The sequence below is a fragment of the Haladaptatus paucihalophilus DX253 genome (assembly GCF_000376445.1).
GTDB lineage: Archaea > Halobacteriota > Halobacteria > Halobacteriales > Haladaptataceae > Haladaptatus > Haladaptatus paucihalophilus.
In genome coordinates, this window is the sequence record NZ_AQXI01000005.1 from 84,623 (window position 1) to 106,499 (window position 21,877).

Consider the following 21,877-nt stretch of genomic DNA (forward strand, 5'->3'; position numbering starts at 1 on the left):
AAGATCTCATTGCGCGCTTACGTTGGTGTGTCGGAAAAGCCTATTAATTGTCACTAGATAATTCATGCATGGATCAGTCTGGCTACGAGATGACACGAAGGGAAGGACGCGCTGATATACGAGATGTGGACGTATCCGAACGAGTCCAAGCATTTCAGCAACTACTGGCAGAGAACTCTAAGATAGAGCTGACAGATGCGATGGCTACCATTTGTGGCATCAACGAAGCCGAGTTTCGGGTGTATCTGACGGTTCTCGACCATCCACACTGCTCAATTGCTGAAATTGTTGATGTTCTCGACCGCGACTCGAGTACAGTTGGCAAGCAGTTGAAACCGCTGCTTGAACAGGATCTTGTTGAGCGATATCCGCGAACGGTGGACAATGGGGGTATCAAGTACCTCTACGAGGCACAGTCACTCCCGGAAACCAAACAGTGGCTCCAGCACGAGTTGGATGCCTGGACAGATGCGGTTCTGTCTCAATTTTCGCGTCTTCGCGTCAACTGATTCCATTATCGGATTGACCGCGAACGCGTCGACGATTACGATGAAACATTACGGATTTGACGAGTCACACCCGTTGTGACCGGACACGAGAGCGAAACCACGAGGTAGCCGTAACATACCACTACACTACTACTGAACAAAAGGGGTCTTCTTCCGTAGTTGTGACTAGAGTAAAAGGCGTCGGAGACGTGAGGAACCGCCCAAGCTGAAACCAGAGGCGGTCTACATGTCACGTCCCGTCCAACGTGTCAATGTGGTTCTGTTTTCTCGCCGTTCTCACACCCCGCTACCATCACGTCCGGTCACAACGGGCGTGACTCCACCCGTGACCGTGCCATCTTCAAGGAGATCGAACTCGTGATACCGCATTTCATTCAACCCTTCCGCCGTGTCTATGTCCATCGCCACGATTTTGACTTTCTCTTGTTTTTGACTCACGCAGCGCTCTTTGACCGTTATGTCCGAGCCACCGAGTTCAACGAGCGCGTTCCAGACACGGGTAATAGTTGTCCCGTGCGGCTTCTCACCATCGATGGCGGTGATAGCTTCTTTCAGATCTACACGCGTCCAGAAAATACCTGAGCCGTTTTTCCGCCGCGTGGCGAATTCGTCCCATCGTCGAGCGGCTGTCACCGCACGCCACGAGTTCTTTTTGTTCTTCTCGTCCACGAGCCGCCTTTTCACTTGGTACGGCGAACAGTTCGTGTACAGATCCAGCGGAGATGTGGCTGGATCTACGCCACCCGGCAGTCCAGTGGTGTTCGACGAATTATCGTCGTCTTCGATCTCGGATTCGAGCTGGTTTACCTTCGCCGTGGCCGCTTTCGAGACCTCTCGCGCGTTCTTCGCGTTTTCTTTCGCTTCGTGTGCGTTTGCAGCCAGATCCTCTCGGGCTGTACTGGCTTTCTCAGCGTCCACTTCGAGTTCACCAACGCGCTCTTCAAGCGCATCGATCTGCTCGGCCTGCTGTTGAATCACCGTCCACATCGTTTCCCGGCTTGGGAGCTTCTGCTCGTAATCCGACTTGGACACGACCGCGTTCGACGTATTCGACTCTACTCCGTCTATTCCCATCGCGGCGGCAAAGTCTTCGTCCGATACTGTGTTTTTATCGACTTCCTCGGGTGAGAGTCCGATAGACATCAGTTCTCACCTCCGAAACCGTTCCCACAATCCAGAGAGTGACCAAAGTGTCCGATATCGGCGGAACCAAAACTATTCATCGCCGTCGCACCCCCGAACGTGCTGTGGCCAAGCACTCATGCGGACTGGAGTGTGGCAGTTCGGGCAAGGTCTAGTTCGCTGCGCGCCATCGTACTGGATGCGGCAATTCTCACAGAGACGGTCGATCTGCGAACGTGCTTCTTCAACTGCGAGCTGTGAAAACGATCCACGACAGCCACAGAGTGGTTGTCCGTCGTCGTTCATCAGGTGGCAGACGCTCACAGATGAATCGCCTGTAACGGAATACAGGACAGTCTGGACGTCTTCGGGTAGCCCGTCGAGCGTGCTGGGTTTCGGCGTGGACTGGTCCCACTGGTGAGTAAGTCGTGTTTGAGTCGTCTCGGTTCGACCGGAGGGAAAGTTCCTTGGGGGTATCGTGCGTTGTGACATATGCGGTTTTCGGCCAACGCGGGCGTGTGCTTGTGACACACGTCCGTTTGACTTCTGGGCACTGAGTGCCCGCGCTGAGCCGTTGGCATATCTTTTTTTATCCTGCAACTTAATTCTATTCCTCGTATGGGGTTCCATGTTTCCTCAGAAGCGGTCATAGTTGGTTTGAATGTCGCTGACTTTAGTGTCAGAAGCAACTGTCTCAAACGAATGGTGACACACGTTTCGTGGTTTGCGAAAATCGACTATCCCATCTTTGCGTTCTTCGATAACTATGATATTCGCGCCACTCCGAAAGTCGTCGCTGGCAACATCGAGTACGATAGATCCTATACTGGCAAACGGTTGCGTGCGCTCCGCGATGCTGGCCTACTCATACAAGACGATGAAGGATTCTACAAGATTTCTGACCTTGGTCGTGACTTTCTTGCTGGCAATCTTGCGAAAGAAGAACTCGAAGCGCTCGACCCGGAGAAAGCCGAAGACGACGTTGACCAATCCTAATCCCTGAACGCTTTTCCTCTTTAAGGCGCTCGAACCCAGTCAGCAACAGCATCCCGCCACATCTCAAACAACTCTGGGTCAGCCTCTTGCATCCCAACTCGAACAAACATTCCTAACAGCTCCCCCCGTGTCATCTGTTCATCTTCGGATGTGGGTCGTCCAAGCTCATTTTCGAGCTCTGTTCCAACTCGATCCAACAACTCAGGATTCGCCTTCAGTACATCAGTGAGAGCGGCAAGTTCCTTGTCCCAAATTGAGACTGTTTGATTCGTTCCGCTTGCCGATCGGTTGTGCAAGCTCTCCACGACCGCCTCCTGAAACTCCCGATACGCGTCTTCTTTCGCTACGTCCTGGATTCGATTCCCGCCCTGTGTTTCTTCCTTCAGAGCCTTGAGATCGCTGTCAAGATCGCTTTCGTCTACCATTTATGATCTCCTATGTGTGTTCCCATGTGTATCTCTAAGTGATTTCCTATGTGTATCCCTATGTGGATTCATCTGTGTGTGTCTATGTGGTATCGATTATTTTCACTGGACTGATGGAGTGTTGGCAGTGGACTTGCCGACACGTGTCTCGAGGAGTTCTGCATTCGCTTCATACGCCTCTAACGCACGATGGGCTGTCTTGGATGGTTCTTCGAGTGCAAAGACTGTCTCACCACGTTTCTGTTGATTCTGAATGTCCTGACTGGACGGAATATGCTCGCCGATTGCATTTGGGTACTCGTCGGCAAATGCCTCGACATAGTGCTTGCCAAGCTTCGTTCGGAGATCAACCTCGTTTGGAATGACGAGCGTGAGTTCAATAGCGAGGTCGAATTGGTCGTTGATCTCCGCAACATCATCTTGGAGTGCGGCGGCTTGTTCAGCTTCGAAGGGACCTGGACGGACAGGAACCATCACATTCTCGGCAGCCCACAACCCATTGAGCGTGACATTGTTCGTCACTCCTGGTAGGTCGATCAGTACGAAATCATAGCGGCCGTCGATTGAGTTGGTGAGGAACTGATCGAATCGAGAATACCGCTCGCGAGCGTTGTCAACTGAGTTGAGTTCGGCATCAAGACCATCGAGTGCTTCTGTTGCAGGGATGAGATCGGGGCCTTCGCCGGTTGGGGTGACAAGTTCATCAACTACATCAGGAAGTTTCTCAGTGATTTCTTTCCACTTGTCGCGGAACACGGTGGAGATATCGGGCCACGCATCGGGATCTGGCGTAATCCCAAACTGCTTGCTCAAATCGCCTTGTTTTCCAGCAAGATCGATAAGCAGTACATCATACCCTCGCTGTGCGAGTGCGACGCCGAGATGAGCGGTGGTTGTGGTTTTTCCCACGCCGCCTTTGTCAACGAACGTTGCAATGGTGTGTGTCGGTTGAGAGTCTGTTTCTTCCGTCATTGGGATCACCATCTAAACATAGCTAATGCTCTATGTATAAATTTATCTTAAGCATTGTGTATAGATATGTGGATACACATAGGCGTGATATGTGGTGGTAGAAGGTCTAGAAACCCCGAATAAGGTTTAAGGAGAGTGGTGAATTTCGCACTATTCAGCGTCGATCTGGGCGACACTGACGACTGGTTTCCTGGCGGTAATTGAACGGAAAGCGGGATGATGTGCCTCTGACTTGGCGGTGGTTCCCGCAAAAGTGAGAGACTTGTTGTTGTCCTACGCTCGTGACGAACGCGCGAGCAAGTCTCGCACATCGTCGCGGATACCGATCCCCGCGAGGACAATGAGCGCGATCCCAATCACGGCAGCAATCGTCTTGCCAGCCGTTGCGGCAAGCCAGTCATGGCCGAACAGGGCGAACGCGCCAAGCAAGATCAGCAACAGTTCGTTGCTGTCTCGGATGTGAGTGATGACGTTCATGGCATGATCGGCGGATGTTATCTGTCCCGCCCCGCCGGGAGCGGGCTGACCGACACGGCACCCCAAAAAATGGGGGCCTCGACCTTAAATCAGGCCGAGGATTTTCATCGCCGTTGCGACCGAACCGAGTGCATAGAAGGCGATTTTGACCTTTTTGAGCACTCGGTCAACGTCTTCGTCGGTCATGGATTCCATCTGAGGACGGGCGTTCCGTCCTCGGCTATAACTACAATCTTCGCCCCCATAAAACTATTGAATCAATGATTGTATAGAACAGAATGCCAAGACAGAAGCGCATTCAAAAATATAATTGTACTGCCTATTCTACGCTCTATAATAGAGTTTTGCGGGAAGAAGAGTTATATCCAAAGCACGCCCTATCACTAGACGGATTCCATCTGAGGACAGGGCTACGCCCTTTTTCCTCCGATGTCAACATTCTCCAGAGCGGCTGCTATTCCGGACGAATCCAGATTACGCGCCGGGCTTCGGGCTTCTTCTTCCGAATCTTGCCATCTTCCGCGAGATGATCGAGTACAGTATAGGTGGACCGACGCGGCCAATCAAGGGCGTTTGCAACCTCGCTGGTCATATAGGGTTCGCCGGGGTCCATTGCGGCTAACGCATCCTCGGGCTTGCGCTCTTGGACATATTCGCCGCCTTCGTTTCGCTCCCTCTCTCGGTCGTTTTCGGCCATATTCATCGATAGGGATTCTACCCTCATATAGCCTTGGCCTTACAAGGCCAACGTAAGTTTTAATACCTTGGCCCTGTAAGGCTAAGGTAGGAAGAACGGTGCCCTCGGGCGTGTGTAGAAACGCGCCGGGTGTTCCAGCACCCGGCACTGGTCTTCCAAATGCGACTCCGAAAGACCATGTCAACGAAATCGCCTACGGAACTTGAATCTGACGAGAAGGCACAGAAACGCGCGCAGTGGGAACAGTTCGGCTTCCACGTTGAAGCCCCCGGACAGGTCGAAGTGACCAACGAAAGCCACGACAACCCCGCTGACCACCAATACGTCGTGACGCTGGACGACGTGACGGGCAAAGCAATGGCGTGTACCTGCCCGCATCACGTCCACCGGAGCGCGTTCTGCAAGCACATGACTGCCGTCGAGAATGCGACTGATGACGGGACGCTCACGGCGTTCCCATCGGACGACGAGACGGACGAAAACGACACTGAATCGGCAGAGTGCGACTGTGACGGCCTGAATGGCTTCCCGTGCTGGCCGTGCGTTCGTACGGGTCGCAAAGAACTGCCGAACTAACCCCGTCTCACTCTTTTCATTTATGTCACGTCAAACAACGCTGTCCGATGGTGCCCAGCGAACGCTGACCGAGTGTGCGAATGCGGCCGAACGCGCAGACACACTGACGACAGAGCGCGACCTGCTCGACCGAGCGCAACAGCATGCGGTGGACGTCGCCACTGAGTATTTCCCCGATCTGCCTGTTGAAGCGATTGAATGGGAGGTGTCCCACCGACGACAGCGGTCAGCAGGTGCGACGAAATACGACCCGGCGACCGACGAGATAACGATCTCGCTCGCATGGGACGCGTTCGAGCAACACGGCTGGGAGCAATTCAGTTCGACAGTCCGCCACGAGTTGATTCACGCATGGCAGTATCACGAGTTCGGAGAGGCGGACCACGGGCGGACATTCACCCGCTGGACGGATGCGCTCGACACGTCGCAGTACTGCGAGCGGTTCACATCGCCGAACTGGTGGGTGATTTGCGAAGACTGTGACGGGCGACTCGCGCGTTATCGGCGCTCGAAGATCGTCAAACAGCCTGAGAACTACAGTTGTGGCAACTGCGGCGGGTCGCTCCGCGTCGAGGAGGCCACCGAATGACGGAGAAGTACCGCTGTCCTCACTGTCTGCGGCTTGTTGGGACCATGACGGTGGCTGGTCCGTCACGGGTCCATGTGAGTCCGTGCGGCCATCGTCTCGTTGCACCGGATGCGGTGCTTGAGATGGGTGATTTGCACCCTCCCCGTCCTGATGTGTGGGTGCTGAACTTTCTCGCTGACTCTCACTGACTCCCACAAACGCTTTCGGCCCTCCCTTATTATCTCATTCGCTCGTTTTTCGGTGGTACAGATGCTAACAGAAGTTAGGATTCTATACTAACCTATACGGCTCTACTGAAGACAGAGATTAAGCCTCGCACCCGATGGCTTAATTGCTACTGCAAATACATCTCTGCTATGGTGGAAAATAATCACTCTTTGATTCCCCGTCGTTCCTCGCTACTCGCGTTCCTTCCTGTGGTTCTACTCTTACTTCTCGTTCCATTTTTCATGAATACACCTTATTACCCGAATCTTGGATTTCTGTTGATTTTCGGCTCCTTCGGAAGTGGTGTCGTTTTCTTTTTGCTGTCACCGATTCCGTACATATATTGGGAGAACTCAAAATGGAGCATCGCTCTGTTCTTTCTTGGCAGTTCTCTCACTGCAGGATCTGTATTATTATATCTTTTTTACGGCTGTGTCTTCGGATGTGCGGCATGAAATACTATTGAGCGATACACACCCTGTATATAGTCCAACCGTTAGAACCTATCTCCTCTTGAGGGTTTCAAAAAGCCTATGTTAGTAGCCTATGCTAATCCTGGCATATTTACTTTCGCTCTGGCTGACGACTAATTACAGTGATTCCGAGCGGAGACACCATGCATGTCCATTTTCCTCTGCTCAGCGTTTCGTGCGAACTGCCCGATAGTAGTGTCCATTCTCACCTCGACGAATCTCAATTACGTCCCATTCGGTTCCGACCACGGCATCACGTAATCGACGCGGGTTTACTAACCGGAGTAACAGTGGTTCGCTCACATCGCCTTTGTATTGGAAGTGGTAGATGCGAAAGCCGAGCCCTGGTGGTGGATCAGCACGATAGCTGAAGAGCTTGGGTACGTGCTCGTGGTCTGGGTCGTTGCTATCAATGACCGCTGTGGTATCGTCTGTACCAACCAAATGGTGAGCCCATCACTTGCTGGGAATTTCAGTACGGCCAAATTGACTGCTACTACCTTCTACCCCCTCTTTGCTGATGCAAGTACACGGGCGATATAGACGAGCAGACATTTGAAACCGATCGTCACTCGTGTAAGTAAAGACCCACAGTGGATAAGAACCCGAGCGGCTACCTTAAATTCCGAACGTCGCTCGGAGCATGTCGCGGGTTCCAGGTCCAAGGCCGACCGCAAGGATAGCGATGAGCAACAGGATGGCATAGCGCGGACTCTCCTCGAAAATCTGCTCGTCGAATACCCAGACGACGGCGGTTGCGGCGACGATTTTGACGAGCAGGAACGGCCATACCGTGCCGATAGCCGCCGCGACCGATTCAGGGAGCACCGTCGACGTGACGTCGATGATGGCCGCATTCACCGGATGTTTCGCGCCGTACTCGCCCTTCAGACCGAGCGCGCTAGCCCAATCGAGCACCACGACGTTCGCGACTCCATCCACCGAGTGACCCCAGATGACCACCGCACCGATGAATCCCGTTCCGGCATTGATTTCGGGGGCGTAGCGATCGATGCCCCACCACGTGACCGCAGTGACCAGCGTTGCGCCGACGAGGACGACAACCAACACCTGCGGGTAGAAGCCGACTCGTCGGGTCGTGAACGCCAAAACACCCAGGTAGCCCATTGTGGCGGCGAGGACGAGCGTCCCGATTCCGGCGAGTGGACGTTCGTAGTCCTCGAAGACGCCCCGCCGAGCGAGTGAGATACTCACGACGAGTCCCGCCAGCGTGACGAAGAAGACGGTGAAGTAGATGATGGGGCTGATGATGAGCGTGTTCCATGGGAACGGAATCGCCTCGGCTCCGGTCTGTCGGAGGGCATCGTTCGCGTCCTCGACCACGCGGAGTGCGCCGCCGAACAGCATGAAGGGAAATAGGGCGTAGAAGAGGCCCCTGTCCCGACCCACGTTGAGTCGTCGGAGGAGCAAGACGACGCCGAGGAGCGCAACGATGAGCGTGACAGCGTACCCGACCTCGGAGACGAGTGTATACCCTGGAACGGCGACGGGTTCCGGCGCGCTCGCGCAGGCGCTCGCGCTGTCGATGAATCTTGTCGTTCCGCCCTCTCGGACGGCGCACGCCGCACCTTTTGCGTCGGCGACGACCGGCCCCCAGAAGTAGTGCCAAATGAAGCCGTCGTATACCCATTTCGGGAAGACGAGGGCGCCGCCCACCAGTGCGACGACGGCGGTGGCGACTGCTCCCGCCCACGCGCGCTCGTTGCCGAGGCGCTCGCTTGCGGTATCCATGTCGCACGCACCGGAGCGAGTGGATTTTATATTTCCGGTCTGTCGATTCTTTGAACACATCCTCGGGTAGGGTTCCTCGCTCTCGTAGGGCGACCCCGTTCATCTGGCGATGGTGTCAAACATCAACTTGTGGAGGCTGTCAGCGTTTTCGGCGTAGACGCGGATCCTCACGTCCCACGAACTGGAGGTAAGGTAGACTGCCTAGATCCCCGCGATTCCTGGTCGACGCTCGTGTTGTAGCTTAAAAATCTATGCGCGATTTGTGGTGGGTTTTTAGCGTGCCACCAGTCGAGTGAGAGCAAATCACAGCAGGAAATGTCGTCGGTACATCACCGCCGGTACTTTTCTTCTCCTTACCACTTTAGTAGTGTAGCGGCCTGTATCTAGGGACACCAATGGTTGATCTAAAAATCGAGAAGGAGTACCCCTCGGATCGGGCGAAAAATGCCGCCCGAATCCCGAGAAACGTTATACGTGACACTGCCCTACGGGAGGGCGATCCTGTACTCATACAGGGAACAAAACGAACCGTTTCAGTGATTAAACCGTTGGACATCGTCGATCCAGACGATAGCGTCCGATTAGACTCGTACACGCGCTGGAACGCTGGTGCTGAACTCGGTGATATTGTCTCTCTTGAATCTGTTGAGCTAAAACCTGCGGAACTCGTCTCTATTGAAATTGCTGATTCAAAAGGAAACAGAGACGAAGAAATCACAAATGAACTAGTTGGCCGAGTCGTAATGAAGAATGACATTGTTCCTATTTCTACAACGGAAGAGCCGTTTGTGCACGCACAGTTGATAGATTCATCTGAAGACCTTGTACAGGTAACTATCGACAAAGCGCAACCCGATGAGTGTCTCATCATCACTGAGGAGACTCAGATCACCATCAGTCCTGCTGAGGATGAGGAACGTCAGAATCGCTGATTTCCCTGTATATACCGGGTAACAGTTCGGAATCGATACAGTAGCTGAGTGACTCTCTCCTGTCTCTTGCCACACTGAATCGCGCCCTGGGTCCCCCGAATTGATCTGTGCGCAATTCGTGGTGCATATTTAGCGTGCTAACTGTCGTTGAAACTGACGACTGGATTCGGCGTAGCCGAACCATCGTGCAAAAGCAGTCTGATTGGTGAGATTTCGGCACGTTTCAAGATGCGTGATTGGTTTGATAACGAAAATAGAACGTGCGACGGCGGAGAGGTCGATTTCTGAAATTTGGCCGGTTTTGGCGATTGACTTCCTGTGGGCAGTATAAGCGGCAGTGCAACGACCCCAAGGCATCTAAATTAATCTACGGACTCTAATTCTTACATCGTTGTCGCAGCGTACCCAATTGAGGTATTTGACGTAGTGACAAGCCAATATCCAATGGATTAGGGCATATACCATCCACGGGCTGCGATAATCTGCGAAAGATTCGGTAGGTCCGAACCTTCGTGTGTTCTGCTGTAAAGTTGTAGTTTCTGTGCGAGTCAATTATTAATAGTCATATCTTAAATTAGCATCCAAAGTCAACAGGCGAATGATTCTGTGCATAAATGCAAATCTGTTTGTCGACAGTTGTGCATCCGACAGCGGTAGCCGCTTGTATTAGTGCAGAGCATATTGCCGCACAGCCGAAAATAGCAATGAAGTTGGCACCAAATACTGCCGAGCATGCAGCTACACAAACGTATCTACCACCGATTCCCCCAATTACTTTTCCACAAACAGTATCAACTAATACTTGGCAAGCCGCACAAGGAATAGTATCCATAGTGGTAACTCCCCCCGGCGTAGAGAGCTGAGAATCCGCGATGACCTCGTTGGAATATTGATGAGGAGACTCATCTTTTAGACCAAACTCTCGCCGAATATATTCTCCGCTATTGATTTCTTTGGACGTTAGTCCATAGAGACCAACTGGAACACGTGTCCCTTCTTCCTTTACAGTGAATACAAAGAGAAAGCCTGCACCATTCGTAGAATTTCTTTTTTGTGACTGGCTTGTGTCCACTCCAAATGGAATTACAGAGATTCGGGGATCGAACTGATTCGCCTCTGAATTATCAGTTTGGACATTAATATATATCTCAGAACTACTTTCTGGCTTTAATCCAGATTTTCTTTCCATATAGTTTATTAAGTTCTCTACTCTTATTTCAACAGTAGAAGCAGTATTGAGAGTGTGGATTGCTGATCCGGTATTTAGCGTTGCATCGACAACATTCAAACCTTGTCCATTCTCGGTCTGAATAGACTTGCCCGGTTTCGCGCTCCCTGACCCTACAGAAAGGCCACTTAGTGCCGTGAATGAGCTTGCTACACCAATGGACTTTAGTACTCTACGTCTGCTATTGTTGCTACCATTGTCTTTTTGCATTGCATATTATATGAACAAGAACGCCAATAAATATTTTCTCTAAAAATTTAAACATTCAAATAACATAATTAAAATAATAATAATATTTATCATATAATGTGTATCTATGGAATATATAGATGAGCTGGCCAGTAAAGTAGATCCAAGGAAACGAGCAGTCGGAGTACGTATTTAACATTTTCACCACAAGAGGGAGATTATCTATGTAAGTCAAGCATGAATATAATCATGTCCAGATATTATTATACACTATCAACGGGTTAACTCAGGTGACAACTACAAGTTTTAGTTTAGAATTTTAGCTCCAAATCAACTATTGCAGATTCGTAGCTAAATCCGGACCGTATCAGCTATTAGTCGTGAGTTTATCGGCTGATAATATACCGTAGAGGAGTCAATACTAAATACATGGCAATAAATGCGATAATGAACTGAGTCACACCAGAACCTATCGATTGAACATTTCCTAAGGCATAGTTCACTATGACCGCTGCAATACCTACAAAAAAGGCAAAAATAAATCGTCTTTTGTTAAGAATTTCGGACGTACGATTTGAACTTGATGACGCTGATTTGTTTGAACCCATACCCACTAGTTTTAGCTCACGAGTTATAAAGCTACTTCTTAACTAACCATATGGTGGTAAAATAATTACGTAGGCTGCCCCAACAATCAGTATCCTTTCTACAAGATTGTTGAAGCAGGAAAAGCACAATCCAACCACTGATCGTTATGGTATGTAGCGTCATCACAGCGAGCAACTTACACCGTATCTCACCGTGTGAAACTCTTAATGGGTTAACCTTTGCAGCATGACTCTCTAAATAGGAGTAAAGAGGTGATTCCCGCAACGGCTACTCATCTATATTTGGTTGGTCTATTGTTTGGTAGCGCAGATATGCCACAATGATCAATTTGCCTGAGTACACGCAATCACCCTCACGATTTACACGTTGTCATATTAACGAGTAGGGTGACTAAGGCGCATAAAAAATGGTGAGAAGGACTGGCGTTCCGAAGTAGGATACTGACTTAGGAAGTCCAAAAACACCGTACAGATTGAATCGAGGTTCCATGGTGATTCCCACGTCTGCTTAGTGCAAGATAAGGCAGTGGGACAAATGGAGCTCACCAATTCACTCTTCATGCAGAAGTGGGCCAAATTTACTGTCGTCTGACTTCATAAGCGACAGTAGTCACTCCGGGATTTCCAACTCACTCAATGCGTATTGGGTCACGGTCGCTCGTCTTCGGGCGGCTCGAGGGCGACGCGATCGATATCCAGATCGTCATAAATGTGATCGGACGCAAGTATCCTGAGTCGCTTTGTCTCGACCGTTGCGGCATGGACAGCATCGAATGCGGTTGCGCCCTCCTCGTCTTGATACTTCGCGGCCTTCAACGCGATTTGCTTTTCCTCGTCGGTGACCGTCACAATATCGAGCAAGTCAGCCATCGCCCGTGTGCGGTCGAACTCATAGCGGTCGCTCACGGCGAGAAACTCTGCCAACGCAACGAGTGAAGTTTCGAGCGTCTCGTACCCGTCAACGGCAGCGACAGCGCGCTCTTGTAACCAATCGTCGTCTTTCGCGAGCGCGAGCAGAAAGTCAGTCTCGACGAACATCATTCTCCGCATCGTCGACGGCTTGATCACGCCCCTCTTGTCGGAGTTCATCAACGGATTTGCCCTCGAAGGCATCACCGACTGCTTCGCGAAGCCCCTCAAGTGGGTCCTCGTCAACTGGAACGAGTTCGATTCGATCCTGATATTCGACGACATGGAATCGTTCGCCATATCGTGCTCGGAGGTCCTTCGAGAGGTATAATCGGCCGCGTTCGTCGGTCTTCGTTGTCATAGGTCGGTATACGTTGTGGGACAATATTAGCTTTTTCCCACTAACATCATTTCCGTAGGATGACGAGTTAGTAGATTATACTAACTTCTATTTCTGTGAGTGGTTGAATCTCGTGAAAGACATTTTTTCGTGTTTATGTAGAGGTACGCAGTAGCGTAGATTGATCGGATTAGAAAATATCTTGCTTTGTCAAAAAGGCCCCGAGACAGGCCACTCCACAGACAACAGCAATTGCGGGGTAGGCAACGACAAGCCCGGTTTTCTCTGCAAGTCCACCAAAGAGCGCAGGACCAATGACTCCACCGAGGGCAGATGCCGTTTGGACAATTCCAAACAAGCTCCCACTACTCTCTTGAGTTGCATATTCTGAGATAAGCGTATTCACAACCGGGAGCGTCGCATATACTGCCATTCCCAGAACAAAAAACCAGCCTACAAATACGAGTGGTTGTCCTGGAATAAGTGCCGTCACACCAATCAGAATCCCTGCAACGAGAAACATCACTGTGATCAAATGGAGGCGATCATAGCGATCAGCAAGCGATCCGAACCACAACGTTGTGATCGCACCGCCAGCGAGAAACATCCCAAGAGCACCATTTGCCATTCCAGTCGACATTGCTGTTCGGACGACTGCATACGAAGTCGCATACGTCCGCACCCCATACGTTTGGAGGGTAAACGCGAACTTCGCTAACACCAGCCCAAGCACCCACAGCGCAATCGGAATTCGAATCGCCTGAAACACTCGCTTTCGAAAGCTACCTGGAGAACCCGATGACGATGGGTCTGAACGACTGACCGCTGGCGTGGGTTGAGTGGCAGTTCTGGTTGTTATTGCAAACACGCCCGCATAGAGGACGCCAAAGATGCCGGCGACCCGAAGGCCGGTTCGCCACCCTGTAAGTGCCGCGACACCGCCGATCATAAGCGGGGCGAGCAAATTGCCGAGCAGGCCGGCAACTTCGTGGACCCCCATTGCTTTTCCAACAGTTGTCTCCGATTCGATATCGCTTATCAGCGACATTCCCGCAGGGTGGTACACACTCCCGCCGAGACCCGAAACTGCAACGCCCATCGCGATAAAAAGATACGATGATGCGAAGCTTGCACCGACCAATCCAAGACCCATAACAACAGTTCCGAGCGTGATGAGGCGGGCTTGACCGACTCGATCTGCCAGGAAGCCAGCCGGAAGCTGAAAGAGTGCGTACATCGCAAAGTACACCGAGACAAGCAATCCAGCACGTGCATATGTCAGTCCATAATCGGTAACGAGGAGCGGTAGAATTGGTGGGAGTGCAAGGCTGAAAAACTCGTTGACGCCGTGGGCACCACTGATCAGGACAACACGTCGGGGATAGGTAACATCAAACAGTGGTGCTGCTCGATTTGTGAGAAACTGATGGATCAAGGGAGGTGAATCCAACTCGCTGTCGTATTCTTCCGTGCGAGATATATTAACGTGTTTTCGTAGCAGCAATCTCAACGTATGGCGCGAACAATACTGGTGTCTCTCGGGTCGTGTTCTCCACGGCTCGTTTGCTTCTTGTGCTGCCACGTTTGCACGCTTATCGAGGAACGCGACATCAAGAAACTCCAAAACATGACGAGTTTCGACGCGAACCAACTCGAACACCTGGGTAAGCGACGGTGTATCGCCGAGAACAAGGATTCGGGTGAGTCGAAACAACTCGACACGAACGAGATGACCCCTTTGCTAAAAGTTGATGTCTGGTTGACCATTCACAATGGTCAGCTGTTGTGTGATCGAGACGTGTTCGTGGTCGTCGTCATCCTCGTTATACTCTGGGCATTTAATCCCGCTCCATATTTCATTAGCACCGCTGTCTGTTACTTCGATACTGGATTACAATTCTTATTCGGTTATAAAATATTCTATCACTTTCGTGCCTCCGAGAAATTGGAAACTGCTATCGTTATATTTCGATTGTCGGTACCGGTGATGTTCCACTTCTGCTTACTTTCGAAGTAACCCATTTTCAGCCGTTTCTTTATTACTCTCTCCCTACAGACGAATGAGATACTTAACGATCTCAAAGAAATACAATCCGGAAGGAGTATAACGGTAATTCCCTGTTTTTATTTTACTTAGAAGCATAGTAATAATTAGTTAGTTTATATTTTTATATCATAGTTTTAAAATCGTATGACGGAAAGAAACGATGTGCTTAGACGAAGAGAAGTGATCAATAAAGGCGCCGCAGTCACCGCTGGAATTGCAGGACTAACCACGTTGTCTGAGTCTGCTTCAGCTGCCACCTGGGATGCAATTTACCGGGCTGAGAGCACTGGTGGTTCGGGAAGTTGGTCAGTAAAACTCGACCTTTCGAATGTCCCAAGTAGTAATTGGGATTATGAGACAAGAAGTTGGGAAAGCGCGGCCGATCAAGACGGAGCACGTTATGATCCAGATACAGAAATTATTAGATTTTTTGGCGAAGTCGATAATGGTCCGTTCTCGCCTGGATACGATGAAATCGCTGTTAGCCCAGATCCACCAGTGGTGAATATTTACTCTGATTCCGGCGTATCTGTAACAAAATATGATGCTTAGTATTTGAAACCCAGCACGGATCGATTAACTTTGAAACAATAGCATCAACCTCTAATTCACCGCCTTTTGCAGAATGAACAAATATTTATCACGGATCAGTCGTCTGCCGGTAGGATCCTCGTTGAGCCACCCTTCCGGAGATTCACCGACTGCTCAGCAACGCCTTCGGTGGAAGCCCGATGCATCAACTCGTGACTGACGTCGGTTTGTGACTGTTTTGTGAGGGCTTCGCCAGGTAAAGAATTGACTGTTAGGATATCTAACGAAAGTAGAACGCAAGACAGTAGCGACTTTGCGATTTTTCGATTGGGTGAGTTTGTAGAGGTGTGGGACTACAAGGGATGCTAAGTCTCGCGAACACCCCACATAGGACCATTGAATTAGTATAGGATCCTAACTAGACACCATCGTGATTCAGCACGACATATAATTACGGGTGACTAAACAGAGTAATGAATGGGCCTGTTTCTATTCATCATATAGCTGCTCTTTTGCCTGATTTGATAAGCGGAAGTGGAATCGGCCGGGTCACCGCCCTCAATGAACCAGATTTTGTTCGATTGCATCAATGCGATGGCAACGATCACTGCTGGCACAAACCCGGAGTATCTAGCGAATACCCAATTAGTCGTGGTTTCGTTCCTCTCCGATTTGACTGGGGATTGGGAAGGATAGAAGCCGATCTAGATGACCTGTTCAGTGTGCTGATCAAGATCGATTATTTCAATAACCCCTCTCTCATTCGTGGTCTGTTCGGTCGTTAATGGAGCCATCCTCGATTGATGGGCGGGCAGGAGTCAGCCGCGCAGGCCCATAACGGACGAGTAATACAACTGCAAGAGTGCCGTAGATCGCAAGTAACAAACTACCCCCTGTTAGTGACGTTGTTACGCCTTCACTTCCCCCGACCAAGTAGTATGATATACTCACGTTATAGCTAGCGTGAAAGAACATTGCTGGGAGGATGCTGCCCTCAACGTCATTCGTAAGCCAGGTCATAATAACCGAGAGCGCTATCAAACCCGGGAGGTAAATCCAGGGATTAATTCCAGTCAGGCTGTGGCCCGGAAGCATCAACAGCGGCAGATGCCACACCCCCCACACGATACCTACTAGGATACTTGCGGTGAGCGCACTATGGGTCGCTTGCAGCCGCGGAAGCAGGAATCCGCGCCACCCCGGCTCCTCGGCTACCCCGTTGAATAACAGTATTATCCCAATATAGAGGGGAAATACTACCACAGATGGGACTGCGGCAGGAGTTATCCTCCCGCCGAACAGCCAGACGTGAGCTGCTCCAGCGAGCACAATCGCAAGAATGGGAATCAGGAGGGCAGCGAGATAGTAGCGCGCAGCAATGCGGATTCGGAATATATCCGAGAGCCACATTCGGAGGTTTTGACCACTCGCTTTGATCAACAGGGCCCCACCGATGAAGGGACCAAATCCACCGATGGTAGTCAGGATAAACATATCAGTCCAGGTACTTAGCCCCCAGCACGACCATGATATGGTATATACCAGAACGATGAATGACACAACTGGATAGCGGTTGGTCAATCGACGGACAAGGGGGTGTTCATCGGTTACCGCGTCTGACGGTCGATGAGCAGGTATTTCGGACATAGTTTCGTTCATCCGAAGAGATATTGGCAGGGAGTATAACCCCTGTAGCGAAGTTCCTGGCTCGGGAACTGCTGCTCTTGTTTTATATAGCGGTGCGACGACTCTTGTCCTGTGGACGAGGAAACCGAGAATGATACGGCGGCAATTGCTGCCATTCTCGATGACGAGTACGCTCGGGCGATCCTCGCCGCGACCAGTATGGAACCAATGTCAGCGACCACCCTCAGTGAAACCTGTGACGCGTCACCCCAAACGATCTATCGCCGGGTCGACGACCTCAAACGCCACGAGTTGCTCACCGAGCGGGTTCAGGTTGATCCGGATGGAAATCACTACGCGGTTTACACAGCTCGCCTTGACGCGGTCACCGTCCGATTAGACGACGGAAAGTTCACCGTCGAGATCACCCGGACGGAGCCCGATGTCGCAGACCGGTTCACTCGATACGTGGAGAATCTCAGATGATGAACATATCCATCACTGACTTTGATCAGCTAATCCTCCAGATTGCCTCACCCGAGCTGTCACAGGTGAAAGTGTTGATACTGGTTGCGAGTGGAATCCTCGCTGCAGCGTTCGGTCTCCTCATCGGCTACCAGGCATTCCGGGGCTACCGTCGTAATCGAAGCAAGCCAATGCTGTACATCGCCAGCGGGATCGTGCTACTGACGACGGTGCCATTCATCGGGTCGGTCCTGCTGGCCTCAATCGGTGGACAGAATCCGTTTGTGACTCTCCTCCTCCAGCGTCTGCTCGAATTCGCTGGACTTGCGTGTATCACATATGCGTTATATGGCGATCACGACCAGGCACAACCACACGATGAACAACCGCAGGAAAGACACCCAAATGCGAACAGATAACGACACCATCCAGCTGACCAATCCCTCCAGGGCTCCACCATCGTCCCGGAGTGCTCGATCTCTGCTGCTTTTATGTGGAGCAGAGCAATGAGGAGTTTCGCTCTATCAAACAACATTCACGGAGCTGCCACATGATGGTGCACCTTTCATTGACTGTCTTAGGAGTAATGAACACGGGCAGATCCTTCGTCAGCGTCATTGCCCGTAAACAGACCTACCGGAACCTCGCTTATCTCGTAACGACATCCTCGCTCGGGCTGTATTATCTCTACGTCCTCGCATATGCGTACGCCGGGGTCATTGAGAGTGAAATAATGGTCGGTCTGCTCGGATTGCCACTTCTACTTTTCCCATTAGCAGCTTTCGGTCCGTTAGCGCGCGTCGAACGGTGGCTTACGACATGGCTACTCGGGGTCAACCTCACCCCGAGGGTCCCTGATAAGCTGCCTGCTAATTCGGCGACGGACGTCAGAGCTCGAATTTTGAGCCTGCTCACCGCTTCTGAGCCACGACGAAGTATCCTCGCTTTATTCGTGATTGCTATCACTGGATTCCTTTGGCTGACAACTATAGGATATCTGATGTTACAAGGAGTGGCGTATGTGGTGACCCCCCTGTTTGCCCCAAAAATGATGGCACTCATTGGCGTCACCAGCCCGTCAAATATGTATGCTCGGTGGACAGTAATCACTATTGAGACTGACGTGTGGATAGCCAAGACGGCAGGAGCAATTATCGGAAGTTCCATTGGCCTATCGATTGGGGTGGACTCCACAGAGATTCGCACGCTAGGGACCGCCTTGCTCTTCTCGATCGGTGGAGTCGTGCTGGTGCTCGTTTCCCTGCACCTGTCCAATGGCATTGCTCGCAGACTTGGCCAGCTCATTCAGGTGCTCCTCCGACCGGAAGCTGAAACGGAATAGTAACACAATATCGTGTTGGTTTAGCCCCAATGAATCTCTTCTCTTCCGTGGGTCTCTGTGCTTCCGTGGGTCTCTGTGAGTTAGTAGAATATGCTCACTTCGATTTATTGTGAGCAATCGGATTTGCGGATGCTCATTTTCGTGTTTATCCAAAAACGTGCAACCAGAACAGCCATCACCCCGTGAAACGCCCGAAATCAGCCGATCCAACATCCCGATAGTGCCGTCCCCAATCTCTATATTGCACGAAACTCACGATTAACACGCAATGAGGACAGAACGGAACAAAGACGGAACCTACAATGTCTGGCTCAGTCGGGAGGAATACCGCGCGATCCCTCGCGCCGCTAACTCGTTCGAACACGAGATCGCCATTCGCTTGATGGGTGACTGTGGCCTTCGCGTCACGGAAGTACTGGGCGTCACGCCCGCGAACATCTCACGGATGGACGACGGTCGCCACTACGAACTCGAAGTCACAAATGGGAAGGACACGACTGGAAGCTACCAAGGCGGGAAGCAACGCGAGACATGGCTACCGGTCGAGGTTGAGGCAACGATCAATCGGTACGTCCAGCAGGCTGATCTTCGGGACAACGACCCCCTGGTTGGACGATCGAAACGCACCGTCCAGTACTGGGTTGAGAACGCTGCCGACCGCGCTGCCGACGAAACGGACAACGACGATTATCGGCGAGTGTCTACCCATGATTTGCGCCGCTGCTGGGCAAACCACCTACTGGTCGAGGAGAATGTGTCACCGCGCATTGTGATGGCGCTCGGTGGCTGGTCGAGCTATGACGCGATTGAGCCCTATCTCGCCGCACCCACTGAAGGGAATATCATTGAGTCGATGAGTGCTGTTGAGTTGTAAGCAGCTAATCGAGGAGCCGAGAATCACTACTCCTGAAACCTCATAGGTTAGTAGAATATACTAACGAATGAACACACACAATTGCCGTTATGGCTTGGTGGTCTATGTCCTCGATACGTTGGAGATGAGAATTCAAACGATATATGTGTGTATACAGCGAATTGATTGAGCAACTTAGTACACCTAACTTGTTCACCCATATTTATCAACAACGACCCTAACTCAACAACATGAATATTGAGAAATGGAGGGTTTCTGGATATCGAAGTATCCAAGAAGAGCATTTCCCTTGCTCCGATTTCAATATTTTAATCGGGAAAAATAACTCAGGCAAATCCAATGTTCTAGACTCGATGCTGGATTATCGAGCACTCCTAAGAGATGATCTAAATCCGAGCTCATGGTACTCAGAACACATCATACGGAAGGACGATGTCGAAGAAATTGAGTTTGATGTAACCTTCCGACTTTCCCCCCAAGACCGTTCCTCTCTGGTCGAAGAATTAGCTGACAGAGGAATTTTTGGAACCTCTCAGACTGATGATTTTCTTTCTTCGGACAGTTTCTCTGCAATTCAACATTACGTATGTATATCTGATGGTCGAATCACTCGAGAAGAGTTCAGTACGAATGTTGGCGGGTCTATGCAGGACTTAGCCTATAGAAACAACCAGAGAAGAGATAGTCAGGTATTGGTGTTGGATAATCTACCGTCGATAACACACAAATCTGCCAAGTATCGGGTGGACAAATCGTTCTTGAATTTAATTACGGATTCCCTCTCTGGTTGGCAAACACTCCGCGGAATACGGAAACCGGAAGGAGCCCTTGACCTTATCAGAACAACTCAGATAGATGAAGCCGGTGAAAAACTTGCTCAGGTACTTGGCACACTAAAAATGAACTCATCGAACACTTTCGATGAGATCTCTAAGAATTATCAGTCAATAATGGAGGGTGTGACTGGCATTGAAGCCCATCTGTTAGAGGATGGAAACGTAACTACTGAAGTCATTGAGGAAGGATTCAGTGACGCCTTCACGTTGGATGAGATTTCGGCGGGTTCCCAACAGATTCTGATTTTGCTGACAGCGATTATCCTCGCCAAAGATAGTTCTGATGTCATACTGATCGAGGAGCCTGAACAGCATCTTCATCCGGGAGCTGAACAGCGTGTGTATGATTTGTTGGAAGAAGTTTCCTTGAATGGGACGCAAGTTTTCGTTACCACACATTCAGATACGTTCGTTAATGAAAGTGGGACAGAGGACATTATCTCGGTCTACCGAAATGACGAGAACATCACCGAGCTAGAAATTGTGGAAGATCCTAATATCGATAGTACATTGTCTATGCTTGGATATGAGAAGAGTGACGTCTATTACTCAAATGCAGTAGTCTTTGTTGAAGATCAGTCGGATAAGGTTGTATTCGACCAATTTGCTAATACCTTGGGCTATTCACTTAAGGAGCGAGGGATACGCTTTGTTCGGCTAAAAGGAGATAACCTGTATGCAGATGCTGAGCCTATGTTGAAGTTGATTCAGCAGCTGCGTATGCCGTACATGTTTATATTGGACTCGGATGACATGATCCCAAAGGAAAAATCGAAATCGGTGGCCTCGAAACTTGCAATAAGCCCTGACAACGTGTACGTGTTGGAGAGACCCATTATCGAGTCATACCTGATCGATTATCCTGACTCCATCGTTAGGGCGTTTAATATTCGTGATGAGGAAGTGGTCAAAGAGGCTCTTGAGAGGGCAGGGAAGAGAGACCACGCAAGGATTTTAAACAGAATCTGTAAGGAAGAGTTCGAGCAGAGTATGAGTAAGAAGGCGATCAATGGGTTAGTTGCTCGTCATATGGAACGAGATGAGATTCCGAGAGAGGTTGATCGGCTGTTGAAAAGAATCCGAGATCTGACGAAAAATAACGCATAAGTAAAGGACCAAATATAGCTGCTTGTCGATGAATCTCTTCCATCGAAT

21 protein-coding genes are annotated in these 21,877 nt (G+C 50.6%); 11 read left to right on the forward strand and 10 right to left on the reverse strand.

The window, feature by feature from the left end:
- The first annotated feature begins 68 nt into the window (after positions 1-68).
- On the forward strand, positions 69-509 hold the full coding sequence (locus tag B208_RS0122335; RefSeq protein WP_007979302.1) for a helix-turn-helix domain-containing protein: 441 nt from the start codon (positions 69-71) through the stop codon (positions 507-509).
- 276 nt (positions 510-785) lie between these two features.
- On the opposite strand, the gene B208_RS0122340 is transcribed toward B208_RS0122335, so the two are convergent.
- Positions 786-1,652 (reverse strand): hypothetical protein, encoded by an 867-nt coding sequence (locus B208_RS0122340; RefSeq protein ID WP_007979301.1) that lies wholly within the window; start codon positions 1,650-1,652, stop codon positions 786-788.
- A gap of 597 nt (positions 1,653-2,249) precedes the next feature.
- Here B208_RS0122340 and B208_RS23205 point away from each other — a divergent pair.
- Positions 2,250-2,627 carry a hypothetical protein gene (locus tag B208_RS23205; protein WP_007979300.1) on the forward strand — a complete coding sequence of 126 codons (378 nt, stop codon included), beginning with the start codon at positions 2,250-2,252 and terminating at the stop codon, positions 2,625-2,627.
- Positions 2,628-2,647: 20 nt separating this feature from the next.
- On the opposite strand, the gene B208_RS0122350 is transcribed toward B208_RS23205, so the two are convergent.
- From B208_RS0122350 to B208_RS0122370, 4 genes are all read right to left on the reverse strand, one after another.
- Positions 2,648-3,052, reverse strand: coding sequence for a hypothetical protein (locus B208_RS0122350; protein WP_007979299.1), 405 nt, complete (start codon positions 3,050-3,052; stop codon positions 2,648-2,650).
- Positions 3,053-3,154: 102 nt separating this feature from the next.
- Complete coding sequence (locus B208_RS0122355) at positions 3,155-4,036, reverse strand: ParA family protein (protein WP_018129189.1); 882 nt, start codon at positions 4,034-4,036, stop codon at positions 3,155-3,157.
- A 261-nt stretch (positions 4,037-4,297) separates the two neighbouring features.
- Positions 4,298-4,501 carry a hypothetical protein gene (locus tag B208_RS0122360; RefSeq protein WP_007979297.1) on the reverse strand — a complete coding sequence of 68 codons (204 nt, stop codon included), beginning with the start codon at positions 4,499-4,501 and terminating at the stop codon, positions 4,298-4,300.
- A 454-nt stretch (positions 4,502-4,955) separates the two neighbouring features.
- The gene (locus B208_RS0122370; RefSeq protein ID WP_007979292.1) at positions 4,956-5,198 is read right to left on the reverse strand and encodes a hypothetical protein; all 243 of its coding nucleotides are present in this window, start codon (positions 5,196-5,198) and stop codon (positions 4,956-4,958) included.
- A 177-nt stretch (positions 5,199-5,375) separates the two neighbouring features.
- Here B208_RS0122370 and B208_RS0122375 point away from each other — a divergent pair, with 177 nt between their 5' ends.
- Both B208_RS0122375 and B208_RS0122380 read left to right on the forward strand, forming a co-directional pair.
- Entirely contained in the window at positions 5,376-5,774 is a 399-nt protein-coding gene (locus B208_RS0122375) for a hypothetical protein (protein WP_026178042.1), read from the forward strand.
- Positions 5,775-5,796: 22 nt separating this feature from the next.
- Positions 5,797-6,363, forward strand: coding sequence for a SprT family zinc-dependent metalloprotease (locus B208_RS0122380; protein ID WP_007979290.1), 567 nt, complete (start codon positions 5,797-5,799; stop codon positions 6,361-6,363).
- Positions 6,364-7,661: 1,298 nt separating this feature from the next.
- On the opposite strand, the gene B208_RS0122385 is transcribed toward B208_RS0122380, so the two are convergent.
- A complete protein-coding gene (locus B208_RS0122385; RefSeq protein WP_007979289.1) occupies positions 7,662-8,795 on the reverse strand; it encodes a DUF63 family protein in 1,134 nt (377 codons plus the stop codon).
- A 395-nt stretch (positions 8,796-9,190) separates the two neighbouring features.
- Here B208_RS0122385 and B208_RS0122390 point away from each other — a divergent pair, with 395 nt between their 5' ends.
- Positions 9,191-9,727: a cell division control protein 48 gene (locus B208_RS0122390; protein WP_007979288.1), complete on the forward strand. Its 537-nt coding sequence runs from the start codon at positions 9,191-9,193 to the stop codon at positions 9,725-9,727.
- 574 nt (positions 9,728-10,301) lie between these two features.
- On the opposite strand, the gene B208_RS24065 is transcribed toward B208_RS0122390, so the two are convergent.
- The 3 genes from B208_RS24065 to B208_RS0122405 all read right to left on the reverse strand — a co-directional run bounded on the left by B208_RS24065 (position 10,302) and on the right by B208_RS0122405 (position 14,661).
- The gene (locus tag B208_RS24065) at positions 10,302-11,165 is read right to left on the reverse strand and encodes a halocin C8-like domain-containing protein (RefSeq protein ID WP_139025500.1); all 864 of its coding nucleotides are present in this window, start codon (positions 11,163-11,165) and stop codon (positions 10,302-10,304) included.
- 1,235 nt (positions 11,166-12,400) lie between these two features.
- Positions 12,401-12,793: a PIN domain-containing protein gene (locus B208_RS0122395; protein WP_007979287.1), complete on the reverse strand. Its 393-nt coding sequence runs from the start codon at positions 12,791-12,793 to the stop codon at positions 12,401-12,403.
- Between the two features lie 398 nt (positions 12,794-13,191).
- The gene (locus B208_RS0122405; protein WP_232423941.1) at positions 13,192-14,661 is read right to left on the reverse strand and encodes an MFS transporter; all 1,470 of its coding nucleotides are present in this window, start codon (positions 14,659-14,661) and stop codon (positions 13,192-13,194) included.
- A gap of 531 nt (positions 14,662-15,192) precedes the next feature.
- Between B208_RS0122405 and B208_RS24620 the strand changes: the two genes are divergently transcribed.
- Positions 15,193-15,600, forward strand: a complete 408-nt coding sequence (locus tag B208_RS24620; RefSeq protein WP_171970547.1) for a hypothetical protein — start codon at positions 15,193-15,195, stop codon at positions 15,598-15,600.
- Positions 15,601-16,338: 738 nt separating this feature from the next.
- Here the strand turns inward: B208_RS24620 and B208_RS0122420 are convergent.
- A complete protein-coding gene (locus tag B208_RS0122420; RefSeq protein WP_007979276.1) occupies positions 16,339-17,073 on the reverse strand; it encodes a CPBP family intramembrane glutamic endopeptidase in 735 nt (244 codons plus the stop codon).
- A 264-nt stretch (positions 17,074-17,337) separates the two neighbouring features.
- Here B208_RS0122420 and B208_RS0122425 point away from each other — a divergent pair, with 264 nt between their 5' ends.
- From B208_RS0122425 to B208_RS0122445, 5 genes are all read left to right on the forward strand, one after another.
- Complete coding sequence (locus tag B208_RS0122425) at positions 17,338-17,691, forward strand: winged helix-turn-helix domain-containing protein (protein WP_007979274.1); 354 nt, start codon at positions 17,338-17,340, stop codon at positions 17,689-17,691.
- The gene (locus B208_RS0122430; protein WP_007979272.1) at positions 17,688-18,089 is read left to right on the forward strand and encodes a DUF7521 family protein; all 402 of its coding nucleotides are present in this window, start codon (positions 17,688-17,690) and stop codon (positions 18,087-18,089) included. Before B208_RS0122425 ends, B208_RS0122430 begins: the two co-directional genes overlap by 4 nt.
- A 131-nt stretch (positions 18,090-18,220) precedes the next feature.
- Positions 18,221-19,012 carry a sensor domain-containing protein gene (locus B208_RS0122435; RefSeq protein ID WP_232423942.1) on the forward strand — a complete coding sequence of 264 codons (792 nt, stop codon included), beginning with the start codon at positions 18,221-18,223 and terminating at the stop codon, positions 19,010-19,012.
- A 268-nt stretch (positions 19,013-19,280) separates the two neighbouring features.
- The gene (locus B208_RS0122440) at positions 19,281-19,886 is read left to right on the forward strand and encodes a tyrosine-type recombinase/integrase (protein ID WP_007979268.1); all 606 of its coding nucleotides are present in this window, start codon (positions 19,281-19,283) and stop codon (positions 19,884-19,886) included.
- A 230-nt stretch (positions 19,887-20,116) separates the two neighbouring features.
- Complete coding sequence (locus B208_RS0122445) at positions 20,117-21,829, forward strand: ATP-dependent nuclease (protein ID WP_073096796.1); 1,713 nt, start codon at positions 20,117-20,119, stop codon at positions 21,827-21,829.
- The last annotated feature ends 48 nt before the right edge of the window (positions 21,830-21,877 follow it).